Below are 19,713 nucleotides of genomic sequence, written 5' to 3'. Positions count from 1 at the left end.
ATTTTCGGAAGGAGTGAGCTACATGATTTCACTTCGAGGAATTACATTAGAAAATAGAAGAGAGGTATTCAAATTAGAAGTTGCAGATGACCAACGCCGTTTTGTCGCATCCAATCTTTCAAGTGTTGCTTCATGCTATGTTCTTGCTATCAATGGTGGTAGTCCACTTCCTTTTGCAATTTATGCTGATGAACAGATAGTGGGATTTGTTATGATTGTTTATGGTATTACTGGTTACGAGCTTCCGAAAATCGCTAATAACAATTATTGTATATTGCGTCTTATGATAGATAAAAGATACCAAAATCAGGGGTATGGTAGGGAGGCTATGAAAAAGGTATTGGAGTTCATACGCACATTCCCAGTAGGGCATGCCCAATATTGTTGGTTAGAATATGATGCCGATAATGTTGTTGCTAAAAGGTTCTATGAAAGTTTTGGATTCCGTGATAACGGCGAGATATGCGAAAATGAAATAGTAACTGTGTTAAAACTTTAACCTATAAATACTTTAACCTACATATTCATCAATCGGGCGCGATTGTTTGATAGCACACTCTAGTTGATTGGAGTGGAAGGCGGCGACTCCAGCGGGAACAGCGCGAGCTGATGACCCCCCAACGGAGCGGAGCGTAGTGATGAGGAGGCTGAAGCTGTGCCCGCGGAACGCGTCCGCCTGGAACGGAAATCAACGGGTTGTACACTATTTCATTATTTGCCGCGTTTGCCGTATAGAAACAAATACTTGGTTGATTGGAGTGGAGGACGGCGACTCCGGGAGGATCAGCGGGACAGGTGAAACAACCAACGTAAGCGAAGCGAACGGGTTGGTTCACCGCACGCCCTCCGGAACGCGTCCGTCTGGAACGGAAATCAACGGTTTGACACTGTTCAAGAATCGGGCGCGTTTGTAAATGATGGATTAGCTTTTTAAGATGACAGTTATCTTTTTGATTTCCCTGTTATCAATTCATAAACGTGATAGAATAGTGTAAGCAGCTACATAAAGCGGATGGGCGGTCGGCACTCCCTTGAGAAAGGGGGTGTTTACATGGTGACATACGAAGCAATGAACATGCTATTCCAATTTGGAATGCTTTTCGCGGCAATGGTAACAGCTATTGTAGCGATGATTGCATTATTCACCAATAGAAAAAAGTAACCACCCTACGCTAACTTGCCAGTAAGCAGGGTAGTTACTCTTTTGTAAAAACTCTCGTATTACAGGCCAACCGCACTTCATGCGGATGTCAGCTGCATTGACTGGGTGTTAGCGCACCTAGTCTTTTTTAGTATACCTTTACTTTACCACAATTATGCTGAAAATCCACCTGTTCACCCGCTATAAATTAATGTTTCATGCATACGAACACTATTTATGCAAAAGTACAGTACTACAATCTAGGGCGCGTTTGCCGTATAGATACAGATACTTAGTTGATTGGAGCGGAAGGCGGCGACTCCTGGGGGATTAGCGGGACAGGTGAGACCCCACAGTGAAAGCCGTAACGAAGAACGGCTTTTGCGACCAAAAGCGAAGCGTTGGGAGCAGAGTGAGGGATGCCTTAATTTCTGCAGAGAACGCAGAAATACGGCAAATCGAACCCTTCGCTGTTCGATTGGCTCACCGCCCGCCCCCCGGAAAGCGTCCGCCTGGAGCGGAAATCAACGTGATTTAGAGATATTACCAATATTTTTTTATTAAGATGACAATCCGTTAATGAATGCCTCAATCTCTTCCTTCGTCTTCCGGTCCTTGCTCACAAAACGGCCGGCCTCTTCCCCATTATGGAAAGCGATGAAACTTGGAATCCCAAAAACATCCTGTTGCTGACAAACATCGATAAACTCATCTCGATCGACATACACAAACTGGTATTCAGGATAATCCGCCTCAAGACCAGGTAAAAATGGCTCGATTACCCGACAATCCGGGCACCAATCCGCAGAAAAAAGAAACATCGTCCGCTCCTCATTTTTCAATTCCTCAAATTGTTCAACCGACTGAAGTTTTTCCATCATACATCGCTCCTTACATGATTTACTCCATTCAAGTATAGCACTCCACAACAATCCATCATATACCATCGAATGATTCATTCATGAAAAGAGACAATCGGGGAATTCTATCATATATACAAAGGAGGTTTCCCCTTGCGTATCCAATTTATAATTGCTTCTCTATGTATATTGATCTGGTCGTTTTTGCCATCCGGTTTTGCTTCTGCTTCCGACGTCCGATCCGAGGAGGACATCGTTAAGGAACGTATGGATTTATATTTACGATTCTCCGATGAACTCGTGCCCTGGTATTACCTTGCTGCAATCGATCAATACGAACGGAATATTCAACAAGTGCGCAATGACTTGCAGAAATCAGAAGGACCCATTTCCATTCAATTCCAAGCTGACGATTGGACCGGTATTTTGAATCCCGATCCAACGGACACTTCCCCGGACACCATCTCCTTATTTGGCGGTAATGGCATGGATGGCAATGAAGATGGTATAGCCGATTTGACCGACCCCGCGGATATACTTGTGTCTATGTATTCGCATCTGTCTTTTTACGGACCCCGTGAAGATGACTTTAAAGCTGCGTTATGGCATTACTATAAACGGGAAGCTACAGTCAATCAGGTTATGACGATTGCTAAACTATACAAACACTTTGAAACCGTGGAATTGGATGCTCATGTATTCCCTATTCCAAAAGGTCATCACTATACGTATCGAGGTACATGGGGTTCGAGCCGCGGATGGGGCGGACGCAGAATCCATGAAGGGACCGACATTTTCGCGGGTTACGGCGTACCGGTCGTGGCCACTTCATATGGTGTCATTGAAGTGATGGGTTGGAATGAATATGGCGGATGGCGTGTAGGAATTCGAGATAATCACAACACATACCATTACTTTGCCCATTTGGCTTATTTCGATAAGGGCATTAAGGAAGGCGATATAGTTGAACCCGGCACACTTCTCGGCTACGTCGGGAGCTCGGGTTATGGAAAAGAAGGCACTTCAGGTAAATTTCCGCCGCATCTTCATTATGGAGTATATAAATACAACGGTCGTACTGAATGGGCTTTCGATCCATTCCCTGCCTTACGCAACTGGGAACGGCAAAAATGACAGGCTGCCTCATCTGTTGAGATGAGACAGCCTGTTCTTTTTAATTCAGACCTAATGTTTTGAATAGGAATGAATAGACGTCTGTTAGTTCATCAATGATTTTGACGGTCGGTTTCCCTAAGCCATGACCCGCATTTTTTTCAACTCGGAGCAAAATTGGATTGTCACCTTTATGGGCTTCCTGCATTGTGGCAGCAAATTTCATTGCATGCGCCGGGACGACCCGATCATCCGTATCAGCAGTTGTTATCAACGTCGGAGGATATTCAACACCCTCCTTGACATTATGCAACGGTGAATACTTGATCATAAACTCAAAGTCTTCGGCATTCGCTTCAGCGTTGCCATAATCCGTCACCCAATATCTTCCCACTGTAAACTTATGATATCTAAGCATGTCGGTGACGGGCACCTGACAAATGGCTGCGCCATACAAGTCTGGACGCTGTGTAATGCAAGTCGCAACTAATAATCCTCCATTGCTTCCACCCATGATGGCCAGCTTCCCGCTGTTCGTATAGTTGTTAGCAATAAGCCATTCTGCAGCTGCGATGAAATCGTCGAACACATTTTGTTTTCGTTCCAATGTTCCCGCCTTATACCATTCTTCCCCGAATTCACCGCCGCCTCTTAGATTGGCGACCGCATAGACACCGCCTTCTTCCATCCACATGCGCAGAGCAGGTGAAAAAGATGGTGTGAGACTTACGTTGAAACCGCCATATCCATACAAGACAACCGGATTTTCACCATTCAGAACCAAGCCTTTTTTATGTGTTAAAAACATCGGGATCTTCGTACCGTCCTTCGATGGATAAAAAATTTGAGTCGTCTCAAATCCCTCCGTGTCGAATTTACTGTTCTGTTGGAAGACCTCAGTAAGCTCTGATTTTTCAAAACTATACCTTGCAATTGAATTTGGTGCCAGATACGAAGTGTATCCGATGAACATCGTTTCATCCTCTTTTTTCCCTGTTAACCCCGTTAAGGAAATATAACCTTGCAACGGTAAATCTGTCACATGTTTACCGTTCATATCGTAAATTTTCAATTCATCATGTGCGTTATGCAAATAGGAAACGACAAATTGGTTGTTAACGATTTTTCCAAAAGAAAGAACATCTTCTCGTTCCGGTATGATATCCACCCAATGTTCTTTCGACGGATTGTCCAAATCAACCGCAATAATTTTCTCCTTCGGCGCATCGACATTTGTTACAAAGTAGAAAGTACGGTCTTCATTTCCGATAAATGAATATTCACCATCACCTTTTCCAAACAAATGGACAAATTCCCCGCCTGCTTCAAGATCTTTATAATAGATCCGGCTCTTGTTCTCTGTTCCTTTCCAAATATTTAACAATAAGTATCGATAATCATCCGAAAAGATCGGGTTGAAAGAGAACTCCTTATTGTCCGGATCCTCATAAATGAGAATATCATCATCTTGAGGCTTGCCTAATTCATGCCAATATACTTTATTGTAAAAACTTTGCTCATCTGCAGGCACTGTCGACGGATCCGGGAAACGATTATAATAAAAACCTGTACCTTCCTTATTCCAGGCGATGCTACTAAACTTGCAAAATTGAATAAGATCCCCTTCATCTTCACCGGTCTCCAAATTACGTACTTTGATGTCCTGCCAATCACTTCCATTAAGCGAAATCCCGTACGCTAGTCGTTTGCCATCTTTCGTAAATGCTAGATTTGTAATCGCTGCAGTTCCTTCATCATTCATCGTATTCGGATCAAGAATGACTTCAAGGTCGTCAGCATTTAAATCTGTTGTCCGGTAAAAAACCGATTGGTTCTGTAAACCATCATTTTTGTGGAAATAAAAATAATCCCCCTCTTTCTGTGGAACGGAATACTTCGGGAAATTCCATGTTTCCATCAATTTGGCTTTCACATGCTCCCGTTCAGAAAAAGTTGCGATGAAATTTTGCGTATGACTGTTTTGTTCATCGACCCATTGCTGTACTTCCGGATCTTCCGGATGTTCCAGCCATCTGTATGGATCTTTAATCTCCGTCCCATGATAATTCTCAATGACTTCCTTGCGTTTTGTTAAAATACTCATCGTAATAAATCCCCCTTTGTCTTCAAACATGATTTTACCATATTCTTCAGAAAAGTATGTATGAAAAAAGCAGGTAAAGAAAAACTAATTTCCTCTACCTGCAATTTCTTATTTCGTATCTGTCTGGAGAGGCGGAGGAATAATCCAACCTTTATCCTTGTTAAGTCGCAGCAATTTCAATCCGAATAATAACCTGGCCGCATGAAATTTACTGAACATCGTAGCGATGTCTTCCCGGATGCATTGTCCGATGACTTGGCTGCATGAAACAAGTCCTTGACCGACATTAATCGAAACAGCTGCACTGATTTCGGGATCCATGAATCTGGCTCCCGCGGGAATATCTTCAGCTTTCGCATTTGCCCGCTCCGGCAGAGTTGGAGGCGGTGTCACTCCATTCTCCTTTAACACTTTCTCCACTTGCTTATTTTCATCTTTCATCATATCGACGGCTTCTCTTAACAGTTCAATCAGCTCTTTATCACCTGCATGATTGATAAATGCTTCATAAGCGCTAATTAGGCCTTTGTTTGCTCCAGCATAAGACCAACAACCAATCACCTCACCATAATGTAACGGCTCTTCTTTTGGATTTCCACTTAATATGCCCATTCTATTCTCCTTCTTTCCTAAAACTTTTCCACTTTTCTCATGGAATCACTTGTAGGATGTCGATATATCCGCTTTTTATACTGAAAACATCCAAGCAGGACTTATTATCAAATATCAATTGACAATCCAAAAAACTTTGCTACAATTGGGTCTAACCAAATTTTAAGATTAATATAATGATAGAGACAGGCGATATGTCCGGTGATCTTTAGAGAGCTGATGGGTGGTGGAAATCAGTGATACCAACATATAGCAGCACTCTTGAATTGATTTGCTGAACGAGAATTAGTAGGCAAATCCGTTACATGTGCGTTAAACATGTTTTTAAGACTATCGATTTTTCGATAGTGAAAAAGGGTGGCACCGCGGAGCTTTCAAGCTTTTCGCCCCTTGCATTTATTTGCGAGGGACGAAAGGCTTTTTATTATTCATTTTAATAGGAGGAGATTGACATGTTACAAGACCAACACTATTTAAGAATCCCTGGACCAACTCCAATTCCGCCAAGTGTGCAACGAGCGATGGCCCAACCGATGATCGGACACCGGGGCGATGAAACTTCGGAATTGCTGCTCTCGATAAAACCGATGCTTAAGAAAGTATTCGGAACGAAACAGGATGTACTGATTATTGCCGGGAGTGGAACTTCAGGTTTGGAGGCGGCAGTTGTCAATGCGGTCAAGCCTTTGGATGAAGTGCTCGTCATCGTATCCGGCGCATTCGGCGAGCGTTTCGTTAAAATTTGCAAAGCATACGGAATTAAAGTGCATACGTACGATGTCGAATGGGGAAAAGCTTTTGATCCGGAGGACGTTCGGGACTTTCTTCAATACTTTCCGATGGTCAAAGCCGTTTTTGCGACATATTGCGAAACATCAACAGGTGTCATGAATCCTGTCGATCAACTTGCAAAAACAATCAAAGAAGTTTCCGACGCACTCATTATCGTTGATGGTGTTTCGTGTGTCGGTGGAGTGGAAACGAAAATGGATGAATGGGACGTCGACATGATGGTGACTGGCTCTCAAAAGGCTTTCATGCTTCCAGCAGGATTGACCTTCATTGCAGCAAGCAACCGAGCATGGGCTGTTATTGATTCAAATCCGAACCGCGGCTTTTATTTGGATTTGAAGAAGTATAAAGAGAATCTAGATAAGAATACGACGCCATTCACCCCTGCTCTATCACTTTTATTCGGACTGGAAGATGCACTCAAATTGATGGAAGCTGAAGGGCTTACGCAAGTATACGCCCGACATGCACTAATGAAAGAGATGACGCGTGCAGCTTTTCGGGCACATGACATCCCTTTGCTTGCAGATGAAGAAAATGCCTCTGACACCGTGACTGCTGTTCAGCCGGAAGATTTCGACGCAGAATTATTACGGAAAGTGCTTAAGCAAGAATTCGGATTATCGGTTGCAGGTGGTCAAGGTCATTTGAAGGGGCAGATTTTCAGAGTCGGGCATATGGGCTATTGTTCCCCAGCAGATGTTTTGCAAACGATCAGCATGATGGAAATCGGCTTGTTAAAGATTGGGAAGAAAATCGAATTAGGCAAAGGCATTGCGGCAGCTCAGCAAATCTATTTGGCAAAAGGAGAGGACAACTGATGGCTTTTCATGTTTTAATTACCGATCCGTTAAGCGAAGAAGGGATTCAACCTTTGCGGCAAGCAGAGAATCTAGAAATTACAATTGTCACCGATTTATCGAAAGAGGCATTGCTTCAGGAAGTAAAATATGCAGATGCATTGCTCGTCCGCAGCCAAACCCAAGTGTCACGGGATGTCATTGAAGCTGCAAGCAATTTGAAGATTATCGGAAGAGCGGGTGTTGGTGTCGACAATATTGATGTAGAAGCCGCAACGGAGCACGGGATTATTGTTGTTAATGCGCCAGACGGCAATACGAACTCCGCAGCTGAGCATACAATCGCAATGCTGACAGCTTTAGCAAGAAAAATCCCCCAAGCGTTCAATTCATTGAAGATGGGGAGATGGGACAGGAAAACGTATATTGGAGTCGAATTGAAGAATAAAACGTTAGGCGTCATCGGACTCGGACGAATCGGAGCAGAAGTTGCTGCGAGGGCAAAAGGTCAACGGATGAACGTCATCGCCTATGATCCATTCCTCACTGAAGAGAAGGCACAAAAAATGGGGATCGGCTTCGGCACTGTTGACGATGTATTAAAAGTTGCGGACTTCATTACCGTTCACACCCCATTAATGAAAGAAACACGTCATCTATTGAATGAGGAAGCTTTTGCAAAAATGAAGGATGGCGTGCAAATCATCAATTGCGCACGTGGAGGAATTATTGACGAAGAAGCATTATACGATGCTATTCAGTCTGGGAAAGTAGCTGGTGCCGCACTTGATGTATTTGAAACCGAACCTTTCGTTGACCATCCGTTACTCACATTGCCGCAAGTAATCGCAACTCCCCATTTAGGGGCGAGTACCGTGGAAGCCCAGGAAAGTGTCGCGGTCGATGTAAGCATGGATGTCGTCAGCTTCTTCAATGGAGAAGCCGTTCGAAATCCTGTCAATCTTCCTTCAGTGTCCAAAGAAGTTCTTGCAAAAATCGCCCCTTTCTTCACACTCGCCGAGAAACTGGGCGCGTTCCTATCCCGTCTGACAGATGACGTGATTGAAGAAGTGACGATAAAATATACAGGCGAACTTGCAAACTACGATGTCCGTGCCTTAACGCGCAATACAGTGAAAGGGCTCTTGAAACGAAATCTCGGAAGTCATGTAAATGATGTGAATGCGAAGTTTTTAGCCGAACGATTCGACATTAAAGTGAACGAGCATAAAACGACAACCGGCAAAGGATTTCTGAACTTGATCACCGTAGAAATCGTTACCGCAAACGCCATCCACCACGTTTCTGGCACTTTGCTGAACGGCTTTGGAGCAAGGATTGTCAAAGTCGACGATTATGCTGTCGATGTCATTCCGGAAGGCCATCTTCTGTTCATTAAACATAAAGACCAGCCGGGCGCCATCGGCCGAGTCGGAACATTACTCGCAGAAAAAAACATCAACATCGCAACGATGCAAGTCGGCAGGTCGACTATCGGAGGAAATGCCATCATGATGCTGACAGTCGACAATCATGTCGAGCAGGCAGAACTTGCGAGCCTGACGGAATTGGTCGATATTTATGAGGTGAAAGCGATAGATTTGTGAGGTTATGTTGGGGAATGGACCTTGGACGATGAAGAATGGGTCTTTAATTGCAAAAATGGACCTTGGACGACGGGGAATGGACCCTTGATTGAAAGAATGGACCTTGAGCAGCAAGGAATGGACCCTTGATTGAAAGAATGGACCTTGAACGACGGGGAATGGGCCTTTGATTGAAAGATTGGTCCTTAGGCGACCGGGAATGGGCCCTTGTAACGAGTACTTCGAATCCACCATCCGAGTGGGCTACTTTTTAACGAGTGCCCACTTAGTTATTCAACGTGTCCAATACAGGAAATAGTTGTTCTAAACTTTTGATTTCAAATGTCGGCAGAATATCAGGATGAGATGGCTTGTTCTCACGATTAATCCAAACAGAACGTATACCGACACGCGCCGAGCCTACAATATCTGTCAGCAAGTTATCGCCAACCATAAGTGCTTCAGTCGAAGTGCAACCAATTTTCTGTAACGCATATTCGAAAATGGTTGGATCTGGCTTCCCTTTTCCAAAAGCGCCGGAAATGACGATTTCATCAAAGTATGGTAAGAGTTCTGGAGTAATCTCTAGCTTCGTATTTTGCAAGGACGGCGATCCATTCGTCAGCATAACAAGCTTGTAGTTCCCTTTGAGCTGGTCAAGAACACTAAAAGTTTCCTCATACACAAAAGGAGACTTCTTTCTTTCTTCAATGAACCTTGAAGCCAACTCCACGCCCAGCGCGGGATTTCGAATACCGATTCTTTCAAGTCCTCCTATCCATGCTTCTCGTTGATATGCCGGGATAATTTCTTTCATACGCTGAAAGGATTTTCCTGGATCGTCAAAAGTTCCCCATAATCCTTCAAAGGGGTTAATGCCGATCATTTGAGTGAACTCATATGTATCATAGGAGGCATATAGTTCACATGCCTTTTCTCGGACCGAAGCTTCAAGACCTTTCGGATCTATCATGGCAACTTCGTTTGCATAATGGCAAGTCTTTTCAAATGCAGTGGCAATGCTTTTATTATCCCATAATAACGTATCATCCAAATCGAAAATAATTGCTCGGATCATTAGGCAACACCCCTTTACATTCGATTATACACAATCATTATTTGCAGTGCTGATTTCTGTAGCGCTTTTTGGCGGTGAATGAGAACTCCCCCTTTTAGCGTCAGGTAAGGAAATCATGTTTCTTTAAATGACGGTTAGGCTACAATAAGAGACAAGAAAGGAGACGAGCGCATGCATAGCCATTATTTCATTGGAATTAAAACCCCATCTTCCATCGAAGAAAGGGTTCAGTACTATCGGGAGAAACACAATCTTGCTACTGCTTACAAGGCTATCCCGCATATGGATGATTTACATATCACCTTGTTGTTTATCGGTGCGCTTCCTGAGGACAAGCTTGCTCCTTTAAAACGGCACCTTGCAGCTATTGCTCAAGAGCATGAAAAATTCAAATTAGCCACTGACGGACTCTCTTATTTCGGTTCCCCCAAAGGTCCGCGGGTCGTCTATTTGTCTGTGGAGCCATCCACCTCACTTCATGCATTGCAACAATCCATTGCCGCGATTGGAAAGAAAGACCTGGGCATTGAAAGCGACAACCGTTTTACACCTCATATTACAATTGCTAAAAAGCGAAAGATTACGGGGGATTTTCCTATTCAAAAGGAAGCATTCACACCTATCGAATTTCACGTTGATGGATTTTCTCTTTTCACAATCCATCCTTCAAAATCACCTAAATACGAAATCATTGAACACTTTTCTTTCGAATGAAAATAACCGCACCCCTATTTGCCGGGTGCGGTTTTGTTAAGTCTTGTCGATGCCGATCCAGCCTTTGCGCTTAAACCAATAGATCATGGAAAGCGCAATGATTGCCATGATAACGATGACAAGTAAATAGCTATATCGCCAATGTAATTCTGGCATGCGATCGAAATTCATGCCGTAGACGCCGGCGATGAACGTCAAGGGGATGAAAATGGATGAAATTATTGTTAACGTCGTCATGATGCTGTTCATCCGATTAGAATTGATGGACAGTTGACTATCGCGGATATCCGCAGTCAATTCGCGATTGGAGTCGATCATTTCTCCTAGTCGAATCAAATGATCGTAAACATCGGAGAAATAGGCGAGTTCCTGTCCTGTGAAATTAAGTCGTTCTGAATTAAGCATTCTATACAGTAATTCTCGCATAGGAAAAATCGTTCTCCGTAAACGCAGTAAATCTCCTCTTACTTCGAATACGTAATCCATCGATAAATGAACGGTTCTCGGTGAAAGCTCCTCTTCGATTTCATCCAAATGATCTTCAATATTATATAGGATCGGAAAATACTGGTCGACCACTTTATCGAAGATTTGATAGGCCACAAATTTATGGCCCTGATCCCATGTTTTCGACGTTGTTAAAATCATTTCAAGTGCCTTGTCCATTTCCTGAAGCTTCCCGAAATGGAATGTTACGATGAAATTTTCCCCGAGGAACATATTCAGCTCTTCGGCCTCAAGGTCTTCACTGCAAATTGAATGCAGTACGAAGAATGTATATCCATCATAATAATCCATTTTTGGCCTTTGCAGTCTTCCCAAGCAATCCTCGATGGCCAGTGGATGGAAGTCGAAAAAGCTGAACAACAGTTCACTTTCCTCTTCGGATGGTCGGTCAAAATCGACCCAATACCATTGCAAAGAAAGCTCCTTGATTTCCTCTATTCCAAAATCAAATATCATTTCATTCGTTGTTGTCAATCCCATTGTCTGTAACATACTTTCACCTACATTTCGAATCATCCTTCGATAAGTGTATCCCCTTTCAGACATAAAATAACACTTCGTGAGATTCAACTAATCCCCCGAAGTGTTATTTCAAGCAACAATATTCTCAATGACAATTTGGATGATTAAAGCTACGGTAACAACCCGTAATAACGGTTTCACGAATTTAGGCTTCAACTTCTCCGCAATTCTTACTCCCGTCTGTGCTCCTGTTATGGACCCCAACATTAGCATAATTGTCAACGGCCATATAATTTTTCCAGCCGCAATATAGGTGATGGCAGCTCCAAAACAGCTGGAAAATGTCGCGAGGCGCACATAGCCGACCGCTTTAATATAGGCAACTTTCAAATGACCGAATAGATAAAGCATCAACGTCCCTTGTCCCGGCCCAAAAAGTCCGTCGTATATACCGATTCCGTATAATCCTGGGACGCTCCATTTATTTGCCTTTAATTTCTCATGTCCTTCAAAATCTCCCTTGCCAATAAATGAAGTGAGGAATGCAAATGAGAGAAGAATGATCGCCATAATATATAAATGATCTTCTGAAAGTCTCGTTGCAATGAACCCGCCACTTATTCCTCCAAATAAGCTAACTGGAATGATCCAAAACGATTCTCGCAAAGAAATTTGCTTATGCTTTAAGAGAAATAGAAAACTTGAAAAGGAGCTGACCGTATTAGATACTTTATTCGCACCGATAGCTGAATGGATCGGTACCCCAAAGAGCAACATTGCCGGAAGGCTAATTAACCCCCCACCGCCTGCCAATGTTCCAATCGTTGTTGCAATCGCCCCGATAAAAAAGATATATATATATTCCATCACGAACACCCCCTGTTGATAACTTAAGTATACTCCTTAGTTATCGATAAGAAAATTCAATTGTTATTATAATAATCTATAGGTTTTTCTTATATAGTGAAAGTTGTAAGACAATATTAAAGGGACCGACATGTGTCGGTCCCTCATTTAATTTAATCCATTACATCCAGCTTTTAAAAACCAATCTCATACTCTTCCCCATCTTCATTAACAACCTTGAAATTGCTCACTGGATGTTCAAGGCCGATTAAGATATATGGGTTTATTTCATCACTATCCGCTTCCACTTCTCTCACTGTTACGGTCGTCTCATCATCTGAGTATTTAACGCTGACCGCTTCCAATTCGCGGTCCTTTGTGCCAGTTGATACGACGACCATCTTTTTCCCTTCAGCAATATCAATGACTTTAAATGCTTTTCGATCAGGTTTTTCATCTTGCAAGTAGTTAACGTAAAACCTAACTGCTGGCTCTTCATCAATGTTCTTCTTATTCCAAACCCAGTATCCTTTGCTACAGCCACTCAATATGACTAGTACAACAAACAGGCCAATCAATGCTTTCTTCAAATCCAACTCATCTCACTTCCTTTTTTATCTATTAAACCCTTCACTAATGTAATGCGATGAATGCCATCATCATCATAAAAAGTTTCTGTTATATCGAATCCGTGTTTTAAATTCAATATCAACATACTCCTCCACTTATTTCTCGTCTTCGTTTCAATCGTTGCATAGCCCGCTTCCCTAACGAGACGGTGTTGGTGTTCCATAAGGATGGTGGCAATTCCTTTTCCTCTATATTCTTCACGGACTCCTCCATACCAACTATAATAGCGGTCAGCCGAAAGCTCATAGCCGATCTTATATCCGACTACTTTGTCTTGCTCAATTACAGTTACAAAAAGGAGTTTCGGACGTTTTGAAGCTTTCTCCAATAATTCATCGGCATTTTCAAAAATAGAATTATGTAACTGTAAAATCCCATCCATTGTTGTTTCATCAGGAAATCCCCAAAAATATTGAACGTGTGGCATATTTAGCCTCCCTCTTTATCAAATTATACTATAATTTAAATTTATTCATATTCTTATATTCATGTATCATTTAACTCTTTCTCTCATAGTTTAGACAAAAGATTCTGACTAGAGAAAAGGAGGCAATAGAATGGAGCAATTTTTAGAGACGATTGTCGGTTGGTTATGGGGGTTGCCGCTCATTTTCACGGTCTTATTCGTTGGTCTTTACTTCACGATTGGAAGTAAGCTTTTCCAATTCAGTTATTTACCGCATATTTTCAAGGCTACATTCGGAAAATTATTTTCGAAGAGAGATAAGGACGATGATGCCAAAGGAATTTTAACTCCCTTCCAAGCAGTGAGTACTGCAATCGGCGGGAGTATCGGTGTTGGGAATATCGGTGGAGTTGCGACCGCCATTGCAGTTGGTGGACCTGGGGCGGTATTTTGGATGTGGATCACTGCCTTTTTAGGAATGATGACGAAAACAGTCGAAGTTACGTTAGCTGTCCACTATCGCGGCTCTGATGAAAAAGGGAATCCCTATGGCGGTCCAACGTACTATATGGAAAAAGGATTAGGTGAGGAAAAGAAGTTTAAATACTGGAAGATCCCAGCTATCCTCTTCGGTTTCGGTATTTTCACTACGTTTTTTATTACTCTGCAAAATTACACAGTTTCGGAAGCTGTCAGCTCAACCTTCAATATTGGAATGATTCCTTCCTCATTGATTTACGTCACGTTAATTTACTTCATGATTTATGGTGGTATTAAAAGGATTGGTGAAATTGCATCTAAGCTCATTCCCTTCATGAGTATCTTCTATGTTTTAGCTGCACTTTTCATTATCTTCAAGAATTACGATCAAATTTTCCCTGTCTTTGGACTAATTTTCGAAAGCGCTTTTACTGGGATGGCCGCTGTCGGCGGATTTACGGGCGCCGTCATTGCGCAAGTGATTCGGATGGGGGTTGCACGTGCGGTTTATAGTAACGAAGCCGGTTGGGGTACTTCTCCGATGATCCATTCCACGGCGAAAACGAATCATCCAATTAAGCAGGGTATGTGGGGGGCGGTCGAGGTTTTCATCGATACGATCATTATCTGTTCGATGACCGCTTTCACAATTATCATTACCGGTGTCTGGTCATCTGGTTTGGACGGGGCAGCACTCACTTTATCGGCATTTGAAGCCGGCATCGGACAAACAGGCAGATACATCATCGCCCTGTCCGTCTTCCTCTTCGGCTTGACGACGACGACCGGTTGGTACACCTATTACGAAATCATCTTACGCCATCTATTTGGCGGAGAGAAGAAAGTGAAGGTGAAGAATAAAACGATTGCCTTCTATAAATGGCTTTACCCCGTTCCCGGATTACTCATGGTTGTCTATGCCGTTTCCTACGATATGCCTGGCAAGGCCGTCTGGTATTTCGCCGACATCACGACTGCAATTCCCACGTTTATTAACTTGATTGTCATTATGTTCTTGAGTAAGAAGTTCTTCGAATTGCTGCGTGATTATAAGGCAAGGCATTTGAATATCGGCACAATCGACCCGAATTTCAATGTGTTTTATGAGGATAAAGTGAAGAAATAAATATAAGTGGGCGGGAATGAGAACTTTTTATGCAGGAATGAGAACTCCTCAGGGAAGAACGAGAACTCTTTGCACTGGAATGAGAACTCTTCCGGGAAGAACGAGAACTAATAATAAAAGACGGTTGAAGATTAGCGTTTTGCTATTCTTCAACCGTCTTTATATTCACTTCTATTTTCATTTCTGCAAGTGCTCCAATTTATCCGGGTTGGACACCATAAAAATACACGAAATTTTATCTTCTAGGAAATCCATCGATACGGCATAAGTGACATAATCATTAATTGATACGACAACTCCTGGATAACCGTTGACAACTTCGAATTCTAATCTTGCGTTTTCAGGAAGCTTTTTCATAATGCCTGTGAACAATAAAACAATGCGCTCTGCTGTATAGATTGGATTTAGCGCAGCCTTTACTTTGCCGCCTCCATCAGAAATAAATACAGAATCTGTCTTCAATAATTCTAGCATTTTAGGGATATTCCCTTTTTGAAGTGCTACCGTAAATTGTTCTACGCTGTTTCTCATTGATTGAAAATCCAGTGTTGAAGGTTTCGGTCGGCTATCCATACTTTTTTTGGCTCTATGAAAAATCTGCCTGCAATTGGTAGAAGACTTTTCAACAATACCCGCAATTTCTTCATAGCTATATTGAAAAACTTCTCGTAAAAGGTACGTTGCTCGTTCGTCTTCAGTTAGCTGCTGTAACAGCAAAAGATAAGCGGTCGAGATAGATTCCTTCATTAAATAAGTATGGGCAGGGTCATTTCTTTCATCTACCAATGGTTCAGGCAGCCACTCTCCAACATAAATCTCACGCTTATTAGCAGCTAATCGCAATTTGTCTATGGAGCTGTTCATCAAAATCTTGCATAAATATGCTTTCTCGTTTTCAATGACTTTTTCACTGCTAACACGGTTATACGTTAAGAATGCCTCTTGTACAAGATCTTCTGCATCCGCCACACTTCCCGTCATTCGATAGGCAATTGAAAACAACAAAGGTTTATACGTCTGATACAATTGTTCAGTTTCCAATACGATTATCCTTCCTTTGCTAACACCATTTCGTTTACATGTGAAATTTCTAACGCTGCACGCTTCCCGCTCGCAACTGCTGCGTCTGCTAATATTTCTTCATGTCCTGCCCAATCTCCTGCTATAAATATCCCTTGCATTTCCGGTATGCTTGGGCCGGGATTTTCTGTTCGCTTCACATGTGGAAAATCATGCGATACCGTTAGTTTCGGCAAAAACTGTTGCACTACGACTTCTTTTTTCCATCCTGGATGAAGCAATTCCATTATTGATTCTAATTGTTGCTTATCGGCGTTTACATTTATTTCTTCCATGGGATTATGGTATTTTGCTAAACTTACTACCAATGTTCCGTCTTCACTTAACTTTGCAGCCCTTGATTGATTCGTAAAAAACAAAGCTTGGTCGAGTCCTATCGCAAATTGGTGTTGTGGATTAGGCAACTGTTTAATTCCAATATCTAAACAGCATGCCGTTACAGGAATTGCTTGTTCAGCCCACAAACGTAAAGAAGTATGTTCTGCACCATTTAACATGTTAATCGCCTCTTTTGGAGGGGCTGCAATGATACAATTTGGAACGTGGATGACCGTACCATCTGAGCATCGTATGATTTGATAATGCTCGTGATGCTCAATAGTTGTTACATTTTTATTCATTACGATTTCAGCACCCTGCGCTTCTGCCTTTGCCTTAAGTTTTTGAATAATCGTTTCCCAGCCTCCATCGATGTATAAGACACCTGCCTGTAATGAACGTTTTACCTGCTTCAAAACTGGCTTTGCTAGCTGTAAAGCCGGGGCATTCACATAGGACGACAAACGACAAATCGCATAAAATAGATGCCTCACCATCGGATCGCCTATTTCAGAATCTACCCACTGCTTCAGGCTAACTTCCGGAATGGAATAAATGTTCAACTTCATAAGCTTTAACATTAATTTTCCGAACATGAATTTAGCTTTCCACGGTAGAAGTGTCGTTGACATAATCGATGAAAAATCTGTTGGAACGACATGAACAGCATGATTTAGCATGCCGTGAATCTGAACAGGTTTCGTAGCATTCCCACCTGGAAGAGAAATTCCAAGCTCAGTAAAAACATTTGCCGCATCCCCTGACATAAACAAACCATGCGGTCCCAAGTTCATAAGAACCCCATTTTTATCATTCGTCATCGCCTTTCCACCAAGACGGTTCGATTTTTCCAAAACAACGACCTTTTTTCCTTCCCTCGTCAAAAAATTAGCTGCTGTCAACCCAGCTAAGCCGCCACCAATGATTGCAACATCATAGTTCAGCATAAAAACCCCTCCTAATTTGTTCTGTAATCAAAACGATTGAGGAAAGGATTTTGTGACAGCTACTATGAAAAAACTTTGTATTATTCTTTCAGACTAGTACAACCGTGAACCTACTTACCAAGTTTAAAACAAATTTCACCCTTTATATTTATTGCTACCTGGCAGAACTTTAATTGCATTCCAAGCTTCAATTGCATCTTCTCTGTTCTTACCTTTATTTTTGGGATCCGCAAAATAATCTCTTGTAAATTGATTGTATTCAAATTGTGCACCAATTTGTTTTTCATAAGATGGATCTTTTTTTCTTTCCTCTTCTTCATACCACGCATCGACAACATCCCGATATGTTTTTCCTACACTTTCCTTAAAATAGGTTTGAATATAGGTAGAGAAGTGGAATTTCGGAATTACCGATTGAAAGAAAGCTCTAACTACCTGACTACAACGATGGTTTTCAGTAATAACCGTATCTAAACTTAATTCTTCTATCTGATTTTCTTTCGGAGGAGAGCTCCTTCTCCTCATCGGCTTTTGTATTTTTCCTGTTTCAAGAAATATTGCTATCCTATCAGTAATTTCTAATTTAGAGCCAGAAGCACTTATCCCATTTTCTCTACAAAAAGTTTGTAATTCTTCTTTCAACCAATAAAAATCACGAAAAACTTCTACATTTAAATCTTTGTTTAATGAAGGTCTCATTTATATCCTACTCCTCTATCCTTTATTACCAACGTTCCTCAGTTCTATATTTTCATCTATTCTCCTACTCTATTCTACAAATCCGCAGAAATTCCTGCCTACGGATTTTACGTCCTCCGTTATCATTTGATACATTAAGGGTAAAATAGAAGAATAGAAATTACATTTTTGTAGAGGGGAATTGTTTATGAAATCAATGAAATGGATGCTGCTGGTGGCAGCGAGCTCCTTTCTTATCGCTGGATGCACTAATACGAACGATGAGAATGGGAAGGAAGCGGTGGAAAACAATCCACCAGTGACAGATGAATTGGACGACACGAGAGCTGCGGATAACGGTTCAACTGATAGCGACACTTCAACTACTGAAGGAAATACGAACAATTCTTCTTCCGGCTCAGTGGAGGTTGAACAAAAACAAATGGCGATTGATACGCTCAACGGCTTGGCGAAGGATGCGAAAGATGGGAAAGTCTACCGTCCAGACCAAGGATTTATAATTGGAAAGACGACGCGTAATGACATCGTCAACGCAATTGGAGAGCCTGAGGAAAAGAAAGGCGATTATGATCATTATCACGGTTCAATGGGCAATCCGTCAGTTGCATTCAAATACGATGGAAAAGGCGTACTGGAGGAAGCCCGCTACTTCGGTACAAATGTGGAACGCCAGACGAATCTTGGCGGCATTACTGAGGAGGATTTGACCGAGCAGCTCGGTAAACCCGCGGATAGTCGCCGAATCGAGTCGACTGGAGAGCAGAATATCCGTTATCATTTTAATAACTTTGAATTACAGTTCATCATCGGCAAAGACGGCACGCCGGATCATGTGAACTTGAAGAAATGGAATTGATCGCCCGCCGCTACCAGTGGAGCATGCGAAGAATCTGCATAAGCGATTCTTCGCATGTTATCTCCTATTCCCCTAACTCCGAAAAGAACTTTCTCACCTCTTCCGGCAATTCATCGACGGAAAGAATTTTTAAGCGTTCCGTTCCCGGCGATGTCAAGATGACATAAGACTTGTCATAGTACTCGAAGAGGGTGAATTGGCTGATCTGATACATTGAGCCTGTTTGGATCGCCTCAAAATCTTCTTCTGAAAAATTTCCTTCATACCCCTTTAACATCAGCTTCTGGACATCTTCAAAACTATCGGCAAACGTCAGCTCTTGATATAGTTCAAGTGAATTTTTTGGTGTGAAATATATCTTATAATATCCTAATCCCCCAACAATCACTATAAGGAAAAGCACTGGAAGAACCCAATTCTTCCATCTCCAATTACTTTCCACCATCCCGCCCCCCACGAAGATTCTTAGTACAATGATTTATCCTGCTTTCCTAATCTATTCCACACCCCGACAGAAATCCCTGCCTGTTCTTGTAAATCGAGTAGGAGGGAGTGA

General features: G+C 42.2%; 20 protein-coding genes and 1 other annotated feature. Of the genes, 8 read left to right on the top strand and 12 right to left on the bottom strand.

All coding sequences use genetic code 11. The features are described 5' to 3' along the window. Nucleotides 1-22: 22 nt before the first annotated feature. Both SLU01_RS11840 and SLU01_RS18250 read left to right on the top strand, forming a co-directional pair. A complete protein-coding gene (locus SLU01_RS11840; RefSeq protein ID WP_147058570.1) occupies nucleotides 23-499 on the top strand; it encodes a GNAT family N-acetyltransferase in 477 nt (158 codons plus the stop codon). A 552-nt stretch (nucleotides 500-1,051) separates the two neighbouring features. Beyond that, on the top strand, nucleotides 1,052-1,162 hold the full coding sequence (locus SLU01_RS18250; protein ID WP_246110972.1) for a putative holin-like toxin: 111 nt from the start codon (nucleotides 1,052-1,054) through the stop codon (nucleotides 1,160-1,162). A gap of 539 nt (nucleotides 1,163-1,701) precedes the next feature. On the opposite strand, the gene SLU01_RS11835 is transcribed toward SLU01_RS18250, so the two are convergent. After that, entirely contained in the window at nucleotides 1,702-2,019 is a 318-nt protein-coding gene (locus SLU01_RS11835; RefSeq protein WP_147058568.1) for a thioredoxin family protein, read from the bottom strand. Nucleotides 2,020-2,154: 135 nt separating this feature from the next. Here SLU01_RS11835 and SLU01_RS11830 point away from each other — a divergent pair, with 135 nt between their 5' ends. After that, nucleotides 2,155-3,135 (top strand): M23 family metallopeptidase, encoded by a 981-nt coding sequence (locus SLU01_RS11830; RefSeq protein WP_373866416.1) that lies wholly within the window; start codon nucleotides 2,155-2,157, stop codon nucleotides 3,133-3,135. Nucleotides 3,136-3,175: 40 nt separating this feature from the next. On the opposite strand, the gene SLU01_RS11825 is transcribed toward SLU01_RS11830, so the two are convergent. Then, entirely contained in the window at nucleotides 3,176-5,218 is a 2,043-nt protein-coding gene (locus SLU01_RS11825; protein WP_147058566.1) for a prolyl oligopeptidase family serine peptidase, read from the bottom strand. A gap of 108 nt (nucleotides 5,219-5,326) precedes the next feature. Next, nucleotides 5,327-5,830, bottom strand: a complete 504-nt coding sequence (locus tag SLU01_RS11820; protein ID WP_147058564.1) for a DUF3231 family protein — start codon at nucleotides 5,828-5,830, stop codon at nucleotides 5,327-5,329. Nucleotides 5,831-5,997: 167 nt separating this feature from the next. Then, nucleotides 5,998-6,224: a binding site (T-box leader), on the top strand. A 58-nt stretch (nucleotides 6,225-6,282) separates the two neighbouring features. On the opposite strand from SLU01_RS11820, the gene SLU01_RS11815 reads away from it, so the two are divergent. Together SLU01_RS11815 and serA are read left to right on the top strand one after the other, a co-directional pair. Continuing rightward, complete coding sequence (locus tag SLU01_RS11815) at nucleotides 6,283-7,443, top strand: pyridoxal-phosphate-dependent aminotransferase family protein (protein WP_147058562.1); 1,161 nt, start codon at nucleotides 6,283-6,285, stop codon at nucleotides 7,441-7,443. Then, nucleotides 7,443-9,029 (top strand): phosphoglycerate dehydrogenase, encoded by a 1,587-nt coding sequence (serA, locus tag SLU01_RS11810; RefSeq protein ID WP_147058559.1) that lies wholly within the window; start codon nucleotides 7,443-7,445, stop codon nucleotides 9,027-9,029. Before SLU01_RS11815 ends, serA begins: the two co-directional genes overlap by 1 nt. A gap of 265 nt (nucleotides 9,030-9,294) precedes the next feature. Here serA and SLU01_RS11805 read toward each other — a convergent pair whose 3' ends face one another. Beyond that, nucleotides 9,295-10,086, bottom strand: coding sequence for an HAD family hydrolase (locus tag SLU01_RS11805; protein WP_147058557.1), 792 nt, complete (start codon nucleotides 10,084-10,086; stop codon nucleotides 9,295-9,297). A 171-nt stretch (nucleotides 10,087-10,257) separates the two neighbouring features. Here SLU01_RS11805 and thpR point away from each other — a divergent pair, with 171 nt between their 5' ends. Continuing rightward, nucleotides 10,258-10,800, top strand: a complete 543-nt coding sequence (thpR, locus tag SLU01_RS11800; protein ID WP_147058555.1) for an RNA 2',3'-cyclic phosphodiesterase — start codon at nucleotides 10,258-10,260, stop codon at nucleotides 10,798-10,800. 36 nt (nucleotides 10,801-10,836) lie between these two features. Here thpR and corA read toward each other — a convergent pair whose 3' ends face one another. From corA to SLU01_RS11780, 4 genes are all read right to left on the bottom strand, one after another. Beyond that, nucleotides 10,837-11,799, bottom strand: a complete 963-nt coding sequence (gene corA / locus SLU01_RS11795) for a magnesium/cobalt transporter CorA (RefSeq protein ID WP_147058670.1) — start codon at nucleotides 11,797-11,799, stop codon at nucleotides 10,837-10,839. A gap of 99 nt (nucleotides 11,800-11,898) precedes the next feature. Then, a complete protein-coding gene (locus SLU01_RS11790) occupies nucleotides 11,899-12,636 on the bottom strand; it encodes a sulfite exporter TauE/SafE family protein (RefSeq protein WP_147058553.1) in 738 nt (245 codons plus the stop codon). Between the two features lie 173 nt (nucleotides 12,637-12,809). After that, the gene (locus tag SLU01_RS11785) at nucleotides 12,810-13,211 is read right to left on the bottom strand and encodes a hypothetical protein (RefSeq protein ID WP_147058551.1); all 402 of its coding nucleotides are present in this window, start codon (nucleotides 13,209-13,211) and stop codon (nucleotides 12,810-12,812) included. Further along, complete coding sequence (locus SLU01_RS11780) at nucleotides 13,202-13,672, bottom strand: GNAT family N-acetyltransferase (RefSeq protein ID WP_147058549.1); 471 nt, start codon at nucleotides 13,670-13,672, stop codon at nucleotides 13,202-13,204. Before SLU01_RS11780 ends, SLU01_RS11785 begins: the two co-directional genes overlap by 10 nt. Nucleotides 13,673-13,802: 130 nt before the next feature. Here SLU01_RS11780 and SLU01_RS11775 point away from each other — a divergent pair, with 130 nt between their 5' ends. After that, a complete protein-coding gene (locus tag SLU01_RS11775) occupies nucleotides 13,803-15,257 on the top strand; it encodes an alanine/glycine:cation symporter family protein (protein ID WP_147058547.1) in 1,455 nt (484 codons plus the stop codon). A 177-nt stretch (nucleotides 15,258-15,434) separates the two neighbouring features. On the opposite strand, the gene SLU01_RS11770 is transcribed toward SLU01_RS11775, so the two are convergent. The 3 genes from SLU01_RS11770 to SLU01_RS11760 form a co-directional block, all read right to left on the bottom strand. Next, a complete protein-coding gene (locus SLU01_RS11770) occupies nucleotides 15,435-16,298 on the bottom strand; it encodes an RNA polymerase sigma-70 factor (protein WP_147058545.1) in 864 nt (287 codons plus the stop codon). Between the two features lie 5 nt (nucleotides 16,299-16,303). Then, on the bottom strand, nucleotides 16,304-17,602 hold the full coding sequence (locus SLU01_RS11765; protein ID WP_147058543.1) for a phytoene desaturase family protein: 1,299 nt from the start codon (nucleotides 17,600-17,602) through the stop codon (nucleotides 16,304-16,306). Nucleotides 17,603-17,737: 135 nt separating this feature from the next. Next, complete coding sequence (locus tag SLU01_RS11760) at nucleotides 17,738-18,301, bottom strand: DUF6434 domain-containing protein (protein ID WP_147058541.1); 564 nt, start codon at nucleotides 18,299-18,301, stop codon at nucleotides 17,738-17,740. A gap of 187 nt (nucleotides 18,302-18,488) precedes the next feature. Between SLU01_RS11760 and SLU01_RS11755 the strand changes: the two genes are divergently transcribed. Continuing rightward, nucleotides 18,489-19,157, top strand: coding sequence for a YjgB family protein (locus SLU01_RS11755; RefSeq protein WP_147058538.1), 669 nt, complete (start codon nucleotides 18,489-18,491; stop codon nucleotides 19,155-19,157). 64 nt (nucleotides 19,158-19,221) lie between these two features. On the opposite strand, the gene SLU01_RS11750 is transcribed toward SLU01_RS11755, so the two are convergent. Further along, nucleotides 19,222-19,599: a hypothetical protein gene (locus SLU01_RS11750; RefSeq protein ID WP_246110971.1), complete on the bottom strand. Its 378-nt coding sequence runs from the start codon at nucleotides 19,597-19,599 to the stop codon at nucleotides 19,222-19,224. Between the last annotated feature and the right edge of the window lie 114 nt (nucleotides 19,600-19,713).

This window comes from Sporosarcina luteola, from assembly GCF_007991495.1.
In the GTDB taxonomy this organism is placed as follows: Bacteria; Bacillota; Bacilli; order Bacillales_A; family Planococcaceae; genus Sporosarcina; species Sporosarcina luteola.
This window is presented reverse-complemented; position numbering and strand designations above follow the sequence as displayed.